Raw genomic sequence first — 12,447 nt, 5'->3', positions numbered from 1 at the left:
GCGCGCTTATTTGAAGCGGTAGTTGATCCGACCCTTGGTCAGATCGTAAGGGGTCATTTCGACCTGTACCTTGTCGCCAGCCAGAACGCGGATGCGGTTCTTGCGCATCTTGCCTGCCGTATGTGCGATGATCTCATGGCCGTTTTCCAGCTCGACCCGAAACGTCGCATTCGGCAGGAGTTCCTTCACGACGCCTGGAAATTCGAGCATTTCTTCCTTGGCCATGTTCTCTCCTGAGTTTTCCGCCCGCCTAACACACGGGCGCCTGTTAAATGCGCCCGCTTGCCCAATTTTTCAAGGTGGAATTGATACATTCAGAGTGTTTCGACGCGTTTTTCCACGTCAGACAGTTTCTTCTTCGTCCATCGGGGGGCCGAACCGGGACACCAGCCGTTCGATCAGCTGGTCGCGCGCCTTGCGGTAAGCCACGAGTTTTTCGTCGCGCGTTTCACCGATCCCCGAAGGATCAATGATTGGCCAGTACTCGACATCCAGATGGTAATATCTTGTCATTTCAAGAACCTGTCGCTGCGACGCCGGCGTCAACGCAACGACCAGATCGTAAGACGACATGTCATCGCCCCATTGTTGCATGTCGTCGAAAGACCGGGAACGATGGCGGGCCAGATCTATGCCCATCTCATTGCAGACGGCTATGGTGAACCCATCGATTTCGCGGTCGCTATGCACCCCGGCCGATTGAACATAGGCGCGTGTGCCGTAAAACTTCTTCATCAGCCCTTCGGCCATGGGTGAACGAACGGAATTGTGGTCGCAGCAGAACAGAATGGATTCCGGAAGCGCGCCACCTGCCATCGCTCACCCCCCCCAGTGCAGCACGCAGATCAGCGTAAACAGGCGCCTTGCGGTGTCCATGTCGATTTCGGCCTTTCCCTCAAGACGCTCCATCAGCACCCTGCCGCCTTCGTCATGGATTCCGCGCCGCGCCATGTCGATGGCCTCGATCTGGCTGGGAGGCAGCTTTTTCACCGCATCAAAATAGCTCTCGCAGATCTGGAAATAGTCTTTGACCACTTGGCGGAACGGCCCGAGCGACAGGTGAAATTCGGCCGCATGATCGTCTTTCTGCGTCATCAATACGAATACCAGCCGCCGTTCGCGAATCGACAGGTTCAGCTTGTACGGCCCGCCCGGCGCTGCGCGTCCGTCACGGGCAGGCAGATCGAAGTTGTTCGCTTCAAGCAGGTCGAAAATCGCGACCTTGCGCTCTTGTTCGATTTCGGGCGTGGGCGGGGCCAAGCCACTGTCGTCAATCGTGATTTCACTGATCCGGGACACGTCTCACGCCTCCTCGTTCAAACGGTCAAGCCGCGCGCGCACGGACAAACCATGCGCCTGCAAACTTTCGGACTGCGCCAAGCGTTCGGCCGCCGGGCCAATGGCGCGCAGGGCTTGCGGTGACATCTTGGCCAAGGTGGTGCGCTTGACGAAATCAATCACGGAAAGCCCGGACGAAAACCGCGCCGAGCGCGCCGTGGGTAGCACATGGTTTGGCCCGCCGATGTAGTCACCTATCGCCTCGGGCGTCCACCCACCCAAAAAGATCGCACCGGCATGTTTGACCCGCGCGGCCAGTGCGTCGGGGTCGGCCACGCAAAGCTCAAGGTGTTCGGGGGCGATCCGATCCGACAATGCCGCGGCCTCGTTCAAATCGCCCACCACGATCACCGCACCGAATTCGGCCCAGCTTTTGCCTGCGATCGCGCGACGTTCCAGCGTTTCAAGCCGCTTCTCGACTGCTTCGCCAACGGCCCGAGCAAAGGCGGCATCGTCAGTGATCAGGATAGATTGCGCACTTTCGTCGTGCTCGGCCTGGCTGAGCAGATCCAGCGCCAGCCAGTCAGGATCGTTGTCCTTGTCCGCGATGACAAGGATCTCGGATGGGCCGGCGATCATGTCGATGCCGACCTTGCCGAAGACCCGCCGTTTCGCCGCGGCGACAAAGGCGTTGCCCGGCCCGGTGATCTTGTCGACCGGCGCGATAGTCTCGGTCCCGTAGGCCAGCGCGGCAATCGCTTGCGCACCGCCGATGCGATAGATTTCGTCTACGTCCGCGATCTGGCAGGCCAACAGCACAAGCGGGTTCGCTACCCCGTCCGGCGTCGGAACCGTCACCGCCAACCGTTCGACCCCGGCGACCTTGGCAGGGATCGCGTTCATCAGCACCGAAGACGGGTAAGACGCCAGCCCGCCAGGCACGTATAGCCCTGCCGCTGAAACAGGCGTCCAGCGCCATCCAAGCGTTGCACCATCCGGGTCGGTCCACTGTTCGTCTGTCGGGACCTGTCGCGTGTGATAGGCCCGGATACGCTCTGCCGCCAACTCTAGCGCGGCGCGATCTTCGGGCGAAACCAACGCGCACTCTGCGTCAATTTCGGCCTGAGAAAAACGGATCGTTTCGGGCGTCAGCTCCAAACGGTCGAACTTGGCTGTCAGTTGGATCACCGCATCATCCCCGAAGGCGCGGACGTCTTCGATGATTTTGCGCACCGCGTCATCCACATCCGGACTGTCTTCACGCTTCATGGTCAAGAGCGCGGCGAACTGAGCTTCGAAATCGGGATCTATGGTGGTCAGGTGGATGGGCATTGCGAACTCCTTGACCCTTGCATATCCGCAGCGCCCCGGTCGCTCAATAGCTGCAGCGCAGCACCAGGCATTTACTTGGCCGGCCAGAAAGGCGCCAATTCAAACCTCGTGTGAAGGCGCCTTGCGCGACGGCGCCTTGTACGGCCGGGTCACATCCTTGAGCGTTACGTTGATACATTCGACATCCAGCGCTATCGCCCCATCACCCGCAAAGGTCACCTCGATGCGGCCCGTCCCGTCTTTGCCCGGCTCAAATCCGACCGCCAAGAGCGACAGCACAAGGTCCGGGTCGCGTTTGTCGATCCCGTTTGAAGACACATGCAAGACGTCATCGATGACCAGGACCGCCTGCACCCGTTCAACAGGGCGCCCGACACGCTGCGCCTTTTCCGCATCTTCCCAACGGAACCGATTGATCAGCATCGCAAAACGGCGCGCATGGGCATCAAAGCGCATCTCAGGGGCGGGCAGAACCGCGTCCTGCACCAGGGCCGAGATCACCTGCAGGTCCTCGGTGTCCTGCGCCTTGAGCGCAAGTGGGTGCTCGTCCCCGTCTTCAAAGCGTGCGTCTTCGCTCATTCCTTGATCCGTTCAATTTTCGCGCCAACTGCTTGCAGCTTGGCTTCCACATGCTCATAGCCGCGATCCAGATGGTAGACCCGATTGACAACAGTTTCGCCTTCGGCTGCCAGCCCGGCAAGGATAAGCGACACCGACGCGCGCAAGTCCGTGGCCATGACCGGCGCACCCTTCAATCGTTCCACCCCATGGACGGTGGCATGCCCACCATGTACTTCGATATTGGCGCCCATCCGGGTCAGTTCGGGCGCATGCATAAATCTGTTCTCGAAAATCTTTTCTTCAAGAACCGACGTTCCTTCGGCTGTGCAAAGCAGGGCCATCATCTGCGCCTGCAGGTCGGTCGGAAAGCCGGGAAAGGGTTCGGTGACCACATCGACGGCGCGAATCCGCCCGTTCCGGCGCGACACTTTCAGTCCCCGGTCAGTTTGCTCAACCGACACCCCGGCTGCGTCCAATTTTTCGACAAAGCTCTCAACCAGTTCCAGTCGGCCCCCAAGGCACTCGACCTCGCCCCCGCAGATCGCCGGAGCCAGCATATAGGTTCCCAGTTCGATCCGGTCCGTCACCACCGGGTGCGTTGCCCCATGCAGCCTGTCGACGCCCTGAATTTCAATCCGGCTGGTGCCTTCCCCGTCGATCTGCGCGCCCATCTTGCGCAAACATTGGGCCAGATCGACGATTTCGGGTTCGCGGGCGGCGTTTTCGATCACCGTGGTCCCTTTGGCCAGAGATGCCGCCATCAGCATGTTCTCGGTCGCCCCAACCGACGCGAAACGCATCTTGTGAACCGCCCCTTTCAGCCCGCCCGGGGCCTTGGCATGCAGGTAACCGTCTTTCAATTCGATCTCAGCCCCGAGCGCTTCGAGCGCCTCGATATGGATGTCCATTGGCCGCGCGCCAATGGCGCAGCCCCCCGGCAATGACACCACAGCATGGCCCAAACGCGCCAGAAGCGGCCCAAGAACAAGGTTTGAGGCGCGCATCTTGCGCACGATGTCATAGTCGGCAACCGGGTTGATTTCGCCGTGGCTGGCGGTGGTAATGACAAGACCATCTTGCAAAACGGCCATCTCAGCCCCGAGCGACGCCAAAAGCGTGTTCATCGTCTTGATGTCGGACAGGCGCGGTGCGTTGGTCAGGGTCAACGGTTCTTCGGACAGCAACGTTGCCGGCATCAGAGCCAGACAGGCGTTCTTGGCCCCCGCAATGGGAATGTCGCCCTGAAGCGGGCCATTGCCCGTGACCACGATCGAATCCATTTACTCTGCCTCTCGATTATTGGTCTTTTGTATCAGTCGAACGCGCGCGGGTCTGTGCCTTGCGTTTGGCCATGTTGGCCTTGAGCGCCGCCTTCAACCGGTCCTCTCGGGACTTCGGGGCTTTCGGCGTGCGCGATTTTTCCGATTTGTCCTGCATGCAATCCCTTTAGCGCAGGGGTGATGAAGCGTCCAGTTTCAACGATGATCTTCTGCATGCGCCCAATGAACCGACCGTCAGCAGGCCGATCAACCGGCCGCGCAGAATTGCCCTGAAAAATCCTCATCAATGGCCTTGCACCACAGCACGTTTGCGTCTAATCACCCGCCACCGATGCTGCTGTAGCTCAGAGGTAGAGCACTCCCTTGGTAAGGGAGAGGTCGAGAGTTCAATTCTCTCCAGCAGCACCACTCAATCAAAGATATATAAAACATAACAATAGCTTGGCTATCTAACTCACCCGCCAGACCACCCTTTGATTCACCCTAAGGTGTTCGTCTCGATGCTGTCGCAATACCTGAGAACACGACTGCGTCGGCAAGTTCTAGGCCTGGGAAAGCGTCCAGAAATCTCTGTGCGTCTTCGAGGTTTCGAGAATAGTAGGCAGTAGCTTGGCAGTGGATGCTGCGGACGAGCAAGTTGGAAACGCGGGATCGGCCAAGGTCTTCATTGAGCCAATCATGGATGACACCTATCAGATTGCCCAGGCCCCTGGAGGGATTTTGACCTTCACCCGCACAGGGAAGGCATCATCAATCATTCGCTTCTTGGGTGACGTGTGCCGGCATTCGCTTCTTGGATGACGTGTGCCGGGACATACCGTGAACATTCACTACTCCGCGACAAATGCAAGTCTGCTCTTTGACGTTAACCAGACGTACCCACCTTAGTCCCGTATTCAGGACGACCGAAACTTCGGCCCTCTATCTTGGGAGATCGTTTATTTTACAACCCCGTTTCGTAAGATAGGCTTGGATTCTATCGTAAAGGGATCCGATTGCCTTGAAGACAGACCTTGTGAACCAACTTCTGGAACGGCTTGGCCGATAGGGGTGACGCAAGCGACTGCGTTGGGGTTTCCGCCGCGCTCAGTCTGCAAAGCCATCAACACCGGTCCGAACATTGGATCGTCGTGGCCGACACCGCCAGGGTGACGGTGGATGATGAGGTCAAACTCTTGAGCGAGAACCAGTCGATCTATATTCCCTTGGAAGCCGTTCACCGCATGGAAAACCTTGGCAATGTGCCTATGGTGTTGATAGAAGTGCAGACCGGCAGCTATCTCGAAGAAGATGACATCATCCGCTACAAAGATATCTATTCGCGAAAATAATAGTCCCGGTTCAACGCACTCACTCCGGGCGTCAGCGGAACAGACTACGGCCAAGGCGCTGGAAAGAAAGACAAGGATCAAGCATGCAGTCAACCAGAGCTAAACACCTGATCGTTCCTGGCTTGGCGAAGGCAGGCACAACTTTTCTGTATGACAACCTTTCCAGGGACACGGCATATTTTAACGTGCCTGTCCGAAAGGAACTGAATTTCTTCGCATCGCAGAACACCGGTTCTCTTGCGCGATACCTGAAATTGTTTCCCAAGGCGTCCGAAAATAAATTCTATCTGGATTGCTCGCCGGTTTACTTAGAATCCGGGCGCCCGATCGCAAACAACATTTCCGCATGTCTTGAGGGTCGAGACGTCTGGTTTATCGTAGCAGTTCGGAACCCGGTAGAAGCGCTTATCTCACATTACTATCACGATTTGAAGTCAAATATCGGAAGAATGCGCAGACTCAAAGAGTTTGATACGTTTTCAATTTGGGATCCGAAGATACTACAGAAATACGTTAAAAAGCGATCCGAAGAAATCAAGCGCCTCCGTACCGTCGGTTATGATAAAATTCTCGGTATGCACCAAAAAGACCTATTTAAGAGCGATGCCTCTGGAGTAATTGGAAATTTTCTGAGCATTGAGCTTCAGCCCTTCCAGAATCAAAAAGTTTCAAACCCTGGTGGCTGGCTTCCATATTACATATATGGCGGTAAAAGTGGCTCGTTTGTGGAGTACGACGGAGCTCTCTACGAAATACCCGCCAAAGCCCTAGTGCTTGTCAGCAATGCACGCAGTGAAATAAAATTCAATGCAAGCGAGGATTTCGCGCATCACGCATTGACACTTCAATCAACGTTTTCTCGACGTATTACGGTCGACAAATCCTATTTTACACCTGCTATCGATGAGTATCACGCACTTTGTGATAGTCTCGGCTTGATACCCGATCAGCTTGATCTGCCGGATATCATTGACTTTGTACCGACGACCCCAAGAATAAACGAGGCTTTGGCCAAGCAACTCAAGCGGATTTCGGCATAAAAGTTCGGTAAACGATATTGGTTTATCAAAGCGTGCCCGCAACCGAGGATCGAAAGCGAGCTAACTGGCCCTATATCATTGAAAATATGGCCATTTATTACCGTTGTTTCAGAAACCTTGCCGCGAAGGTGTATCGACCCAGCGGGATCTGCTCAGGTTACCGACATGCAGGAACTGGCGCTTTGTCTTAGCCGACCTGGCATGATGAAGATATGCCGACGTGAGCTGGTAAGTTACTGACGAAGAAGGCGAGATAGAAAACTACGCTTGGGTCTACCGTCAGCCAGAAGTGCTGTCACCCGACCTTCAGAGCTACCCGCGCATCTCTCAGAGATACGGCAGGATAGGCACCCAAACCCATCTCGCGCCGGCGCCCATGCACAACCACCCGCAAGAACCACTTTGCGTTGCCATCCTTTGACTTGGCAAACCAGAGCCCACCGCCGTCTGAGTACTTGCCTGCGTCCGCCGCTTTCACGGTCTGGGTTGATAGCTTGTTCAATGCTCGTGTCATTCGGTCCACCTTAAAGTCCACCCTCAACATATAGTATGCCGCGGGATACAGCGAAACACCGAAGATTAATCAATATCATTAGAATATGCAGAAAGGGCGCTTCCCGATATACTGTGGCGCCCCAAGATATAGAGGTACAATTCTCTCCAGCCCCCCCCCCCCGCAAAGTCGAAAACCTGCGCGACCAAGTCCGATCTTGTGTTCGCGGGCGGGGCATGGTGATTTTCATTCGCGGCTGTTTAGCGAACGATGCCGCCTGCACCCTGGTATCCGGCCCCATGATCGGCGCCAAATGAATCAAGGAAACCGGCGCCCACCCTGGACCGGTTGCGCTTGTATCAGCGCGGGTCTATTCGGTCCGTGTCAAAAAGATTGCGGTGACAGCGGCGGTGCAGATCAGAACAAACAAAAGCACCGCTACTTGCATGCCAATCACCTCGGTCAACCAACTGATCACGAAAGCAAGCGCCGCGGTCGAGGCGGTATTTGACAGCATCCAGATCGACATCACACGGCCGCGAAGATCATCTTCAAGGCGTGCTTGTAATCCGATCTGTAGCGACACCCCCACATAGGTGGACGAAAACCCGATAAGGGCGGCGGCGGCCATCGCCATCTCGAATGTCGGTAAATAAACCAGCCCCAGCGTCCCGGCAAAACCGATCAGGATGATCACAAAGCGCAGCGACCGCTGCCGCACAAGCGCCGCGCCCGCCGCAACCTGGAAAAGCGACGCGACCAATGCCCCGCCCCCGACCGTCGAGGTGAGCAGACCCAAACCCTGAGCGCCGCGTTCGAACAGTCCGTCCGCGACAAGCGGCAGGATTTCGGAAACGCCACGGATCAAACCCAGCGAAGCCACGGCGATCATCAGGCTGCGCCGGATCGGCCAACGCTGCCAAACCACAGTAAAACCTTCGACCAAATCTGCGCGCAGGCTAGAATCTTCGCGGCGCGCCGATCCGGACCGCGGGTGCAAGAACGGCGCAATCACCGCGTTGGGCACCAGCATGGCAACAGCGATTACCGCAACTGGAACCGTCCCGACTTCGGCAATCAAGATGCCCCCGATCGCAGGGGCCAACAGCCGCCCCAGATTGAAATTGACCGCCGACAAAGCCACGACTGCGCCAATCGCTGGCGCGTCCACCAACCGAGGCCCAATTGATTGGCGCGCCGGGTGATAGGCCGCCATGCCGCACCCAAAGACCGTTGCCAAAATCAGGAGCGCCGTCGGGGTCATCGCACCCGTGGCCAGCAGCACCAACATGGCGACCGGCACAACCAAGAGCGCCGCGGTAACACGCATGAACGCTGTCTTGATCGACATCCGGTCGGTTACGGCGCCAAAGATCGGCCCCAGAAATGCGACCGGCAGCAGGCTGGCGCTGGCGACGAGCCCCACGAAACTGGGCGAACGCGTCAAATCCCAAGCCAGCCATGACAACAGAATTCGCAAGATCCAACCCGCGTTCGTACCTGCAACAGATCCAACGTAAAACAGCCGGAAACCCGGATACGCGAAGGCCCGGGCACTTGGTGCTGCGTTTTGATCTGGGGTGGTGGTCATATGCGTGGCAACCTTTTGGCCGGGGCGGCGGACCTGCTAGCCATGTCGCCCAGTTGGCCGTCACGGTCAACGCATCGGAGCGATTTTGGTAGTCACTGACCCTATACCGTCAATTGCAACGCTGACAACATCCCCCGGCTCCAGCGGCCCAACACCATCGGGCGTTCCGGTCATGATCAGATCGCCCGGCGCCAATGACACAAGATTCGACAAGAACACGATGATGTCCGGTACGGGCCAAATCATTTGGTCCAGATCGCTCTGCTGTCGCGGGATCGCGTTGACCTGTGTGCGGATCGCGCCACCGGTGACATGTCCAATTTCCGAAACCGGCGCGATCGGGCCAATTGCGGCCGACTGATCAAACCCTTTGGACATATCCCACGGGCGGGCGGTATCTTTTGCCAATTGTTGCAGATCACGGCGGGTCAGATCATTCCCTGCGGCATAACCCCATACATGATCCAAGGCCTGATCTTGCCGAATCCGGTGGCCTGCCAAGCCAATGGCAACCACCAATTCGCCTTCAAAATGGAAATTCTTCGTCGCCGCAGGATAAGGTATTTCCGCCCCATCATCGATCACAGCGTCGGCGGGTTTGGAAAAGAAGAACGGCGGTTCGCGTTGGGGGTCCCGCCCCATTTCGCGGGCATGATCCGCGTAATTGCTGCCAACGCAATAGATGCGGCGGACCGGAAAACGCGCCTGCTGATCGCGCACTGCAACGCTGGCGGGTGGCGGTGGTTCAAAAACAAATTCCATCGCGCTTGTCCTTTTCGACCCGTCCAGTTGCCATCAAAACTGCTGCGCCGGAATTTGGCAACAGTGTGCAAATTCTTAAACCGAAAGCGAAAAGCATCCACATTCTTCCGGCCACTCACCGCGCGCTCGGCGCCCGACCCTGTGGCAAAATGCAGGATAGTAGTCAGACAATGAAATGGGCGGGCACATGCGCCGACCGGTCATCATGACGTTCAAGCAATAGTCCTTTGACGGAAACCACCGGAGCGCTGCGTGTGGCGACCGTAAAAGAGCTGACAAACGGGGTTTTACAACGTCGGATCGAAAGCACACGGGCGGACGAACACGGCCTGGGTAAATCCGAGGCGATCAAAGGCCTGCACGGGGGGCGGCAAACGCCCAGAATAGAGGCAGACCTGCAAAGGTTTTCCAGGTCCGGGGCAGGTTTATGTCCCAGGGCGCCTTGCATGCCGCGAAGACTCGCGCTTAACCTTTGACCGACCGGTGGGTTTTTGAGCAGAGCGCCAAGACCTTCGGAAAACCACAGCGGGGGCACGGCGAACACATATGGCGACACCTGGCGCGGACGCCTTTCTGGAATTCGACAACGTCAAGAAAAGCTATGACCAGAAATCGCTGGTCGTGAAGGGCTTTGATATGGACGTGGCCGAGGGCGAATTCATCACGCTGCTCGGTCCCTCGGGGTCGGGTAAAACGACTGTGCTCATGATGCTGGCGGGGTTTGAAAGCGTGACCTCGGGTGACATTCGCATCAAGGGCAAGTCGATCAACAAGACCGCACCTTACAAACGCAACATCGGCATGGTCTTTCAGAACTACGCACTGTTCCCGCACATGACCGTGGCCGAAAATCTGGCCTATCCCCTGTCCGTCCGCGGCATGCCAAAGGCGGATCGGACGGCGCGCGTCACGGAATACCTTGATCTGGTCGAACTTGGTGCATTTGGCGCGCGCTACCCCGGCCAACTTTCGGGCGGCCAGAAACAGCGCGTCGCGCTGGCCCGTGCGATGATCTTCGATCCGTCGCTGATCTTGATGGACGAACCGCTGGGCGCGCTGGACAAAAAGCTGCGCGAGCAGATGCAGTACGAGATCACGCGCCTGCATGAACAGTTGGGCTTTACAATCGTCTATGTCACACACGACCAGGCCGAAGCCCTGTCGATGTCGTCGCGTATTGCAGTGTTCAACGATGGGGTCGTTCAGCAACTGGCGCCCCCCGCGCAACTATATGAAAAGCCGGCGAATGCCTTTGTGGCCGAGTTCATCGGTGAAAACAATTTTATCTCCGGCACAGTGGACACTATCGACGGCGCGATCGCACGCATCACGACCCCGGGCGGCCAGATCACAGCAGAAGCAGGCGACGGTGTGGTGCAGGGCAGCGCGGCAAAGGTATCGATCCGCCCCGAAAAGCTGTTCATCCACCCCACCGCCCACGCCTCCGACAATGACATCGCTGTCACCTACGTGACCCGCATCTACGTCGGCGATTTTATCCGCTATTATTTCCGGCTGGCCGACCAGACCGAAATCGTCGTCAAGGTCCTGAACGACCTGTCGGCCCCGACCTTTACCCAAGGCCAGAACGCAAAGTTGAATTGGCTGACTACGGATTGCATTGCCTTCCCCGCCTGAGGGATGCGCATGACAGGGGCAGCCGGGGCCCCGTTTTCCCGGCATGACAAGGAGGTACTTATGAAAAGAACTTTCAAACTGTTGGCCGGTGCCGCTGCGCTGGCCATGACGGCTGGTCTGGCGCAAGCCCAGAACCTGACCGTAACGTCGTTCGGCGGTGCCTACGGCGCTGCCCAAAAGAAACACATGATCGACCCCTATATGGCCGAGACCGACACCACGGTGCTGTTCGAAGACTACGGCGGGGGCGTGGCCGAAATGAAAGCGCAGGTCGAAGCCGGAAACATCCAGTGGGATGCGGTCGACATCGAAGTGATCGACTTGGAACGCGCCTGCTCGGAAGGGTATCTGGAAGTCATCGATACGTCGATGCTGCCACCCGGTGACGACGGCACCCCCGCAACCGAGGATTTCATCCCCGACGCTCTGGCCAATGAATGCGGCGTGGGCAACATCGTCTGGACAGTCCTCTTTGCCTATAACAACGAAACGACTGAAAACGCCCCCTCGACCATCGCCGAATTCTTTGACGCCGAAGCGTTCCCCGGCAAGCGCGGATTGCGCAAACGCCCGCAGGTGAACATGGAATGGGCGCTCATCGCCGACGGTATGGCCAAGGAAGACGTCTATGACGTATTGGCCACCGAAGAAGGTCAGGCCCGCGCCTTTGCCAAGCTGGACACCATCAAGGATGATATCGTCTGGTACGACAGCTGGTCGCAGGCCCCCGTCCTTCTGAACGATGGCGGCGCGCAATACGTGCAGTCGGCCAACGGGCGCTTTTATGCCGCAATCAAGGAAGACGGCGCGCCGTTCACCATGGTCTGGGACAGCCACGTGTATGACCTGGACGTCTGGTCCGTCATGAAAGGCACCGCGAACAAGGACAAGGCGATGGAATTCGTGGCCTACGCCACCCAGACCAAGCCCTTGTCGGGCATGTACGAAGTGGCATACGGCCCCACCCGTAAATCGGCAATGGCGCTGGTTCCTGAAGATGTGAAGGGCGATCTGCCCACCGCACACCTTGACGAAGGGCTGAAAGCCGACGGCATTTTCTGGGCCGACTACGGCGAAAGCCTGGGCGAGAAGTTCAACGAATGGCTCTTGCAGTAAACTGACCCTGCCCGCGCCCCCGACC

The 12,447-nt window shown here is 57.5% G+C and carries 13 protein-coding genes, 1 tRNA gene and 1 pseudogene; 5 read left to right on the top strand and 10 right to left on the bottom strand.

All coding sequences use genetic code 11. The features are described 5' to 3' along the window. Nucleotides 1–6: 6 nt before the first annotated feature. The 7 genes from infA to ACP2AV_RS10960 form a co-directional block, all read right to left on the bottom strand. The gene (infA, locus tag ACP2AV_RS10990) at nucleotides 7–225 is read right to left on the bottom strand and encodes a translation initiation factor IF-1 (protein WP_011455993.1); all 219 of its coding nucleotides are present in this window, start codon (nucleotides 223–225) and stop codon (nucleotides 7–9) included. Between the two features lie 117 nt (nucleotides 226–342). Next, complete coding sequence (locus ACP2AV_RS10985) at nucleotides 343–816, bottom strand: low molecular weight phosphatase family protein (protein ID WP_426372767.1); 474 nt, start codon at nucleotides 814–816, stop codon at nucleotides 343–345. Between the two features lie 3 nt (nucleotides 817–819). Beyond that, the gene (locus ACP2AV_RS10980; protein WP_426372766.1) at nucleotides 820–1,299 is read right to left on the bottom strand and encodes a UPF0262 family protein; all 480 of its coding nucleotides are present in this window, start codon (nucleotides 1,297–1,299) and stop codon (nucleotides 820–822) included. A gap of 3 nt (nucleotides 1,300–1,302) precedes the next feature. Next, nucleotides 1,303–2,610: a histidinol dehydrogenase gene (gene hisD / locus ACP2AV_RS10975; RefSeq protein ID WP_426372764.1), complete on the bottom strand. Its 1,308-nt coding sequence runs from the start codon at nucleotides 2,608–2,610 to the stop codon at nucleotides 1,303–1,305. Between the two features lie 99 nt (nucleotides 2,611–2,709). Beyond that, on the bottom strand, nucleotides 2,710–3,189 hold the full coding sequence (locus ACP2AV_RS10970; protein ID WP_426372763.1) for a DUF2948 family protein: 480 nt from the start codon (nucleotides 3,187–3,189) through the stop codon (nucleotides 2,710–2,712). After that, entirely contained in the window at nucleotides 3,186–4,451 is a 1,266-nt protein-coding gene (gene murA, locus ACP2AV_RS10965) for a UDP-N-acetylglucosamine 1-carboxyvinyltransferase (RefSeq protein ID WP_426372762.1), read from the bottom strand. Before murA ends, ACP2AV_RS10970 begins: the two co-directional genes overlap by 4 nt. A gap of 16 nt (nucleotides 4,452–4,467) precedes the next feature. After that, a complete protein-coding gene (locus ACP2AV_RS10960) occupies nucleotides 4,468–4,608 on the bottom strand; it encodes a hypothetical protein (protein WP_426372761.1) in 141 nt (46 codons plus the stop codon). A 176-nt stretch (nucleotides 4,609–4,784) separates the two neighbouring features. Between ACP2AV_RS10960 and ACP2AV_RS10955 the strand changes: the two genes are divergently transcribed. From ACP2AV_RS10955 to ACP2AV_RS10945, 3 genes and pseudogenes are all read left to right on the top strand, one after another. Beyond that, a tRNA-Thr gene (locus ACP2AV_RS10955) sits at nucleotides 4,785–4,859 on the top strand. 671 nt (nucleotides 4,860–5,530) lie between these two features. Continuing rightward, nucleotides 5,531–5,782: pseudogene (locus tag ACP2AV_RS10950) on the top strand (cupin domain-containing protein); the annotation flags it as partial. Between the two features lie 83 nt (nucleotides 5,783–5,865). Next, nucleotides 5,866–6,822 (top strand): hypothetical protein, encoded by a 957-nt coding sequence (locus ACP2AV_RS10945; RefSeq protein WP_426372760.1) that lies wholly within the window; start codon nucleotides 5,866–5,868, stop codon nucleotides 6,820–6,822. A gap of 295 nt (nucleotides 6,823–7,117) precedes the next feature. Here the strand turns inward: ACP2AV_RS10945 and ACP2AV_RS10940 are convergent, their stop codons facing one another. The 3 genes from ACP2AV_RS10940 to ACP2AV_RS10930 form a co-directional block, all read right to left on the bottom strand. Further along, complete coding sequence (locus ACP2AV_RS10940) at nucleotides 7,118–7,336, bottom strand: Arm DNA-binding domain-containing protein (RefSeq protein WP_426372759.1); 219 nt, start codon at nucleotides 7,334–7,336, stop codon at nucleotides 7,118–7,120. 349 nt (nucleotides 7,337–7,685) lie between these two features. Beyond that, a complete protein-coding gene (locus ACP2AV_RS10935) occupies nucleotides 7,686–8,906 on the bottom strand; it encodes an MFS transporter (protein WP_426372758.1) in 1,221 nt (406 codons plus the stop codon). Between the two features lie 66 nt (nucleotides 8,907–8,972). After that, entirely contained in the window at nucleotides 8,973–9,668 is a 696-nt protein-coding gene (locus ACP2AV_RS10930) for a fumarylacetoacetate hydrolase family protein (RefSeq protein ID WP_426372757.1), read from the bottom strand. Between the two features lie 546 nt (nucleotides 9,669–10,214). Here ACP2AV_RS10930 and ACP2AV_RS10925 point away from each other — a divergent pair. Next, nucleotides 10,215–11,306 carry an ABC transporter ATP-binding protein gene (locus tag ACP2AV_RS10925; RefSeq protein ID WP_426372756.1) on the top strand — a complete coding sequence of 364 codons (1,092 nt, stop codon included), beginning with the start codon at nucleotides 10,215–10,217 and terminating at the stop codon, nucleotides 11,304–11,306. 60 nt (nucleotides 11,307–11,366) lie between these two features. Further along, nucleotides 11,367–12,422: an ABC transporter substrate-binding protein gene (locus ACP2AV_RS10920; protein ID WP_426372755.1), complete on the top strand. Its 1,056-nt coding sequence runs from the start codon at nucleotides 11,367–11,369 to the stop codon at nucleotides 12,420–12,422. The last annotated feature ends 25 nt before the right edge of the window (nucleotides 12,423–12,447 follow it).

Source organism: Aliiroseovarius sp. PTFE2010, from assembly GCF_049943335.1.
Classification (GTDB): Bacteria; Pseudomonadota; Alphaproteobacteria; order Rhodobacterales; family Rhodobacteraceae; genus JBNFVY01.
The sequence above is the reverse complement of the archived record's forward strand: the minus strand, read 5'-3'. Positions and strand labels throughout refer to the sequence as shown.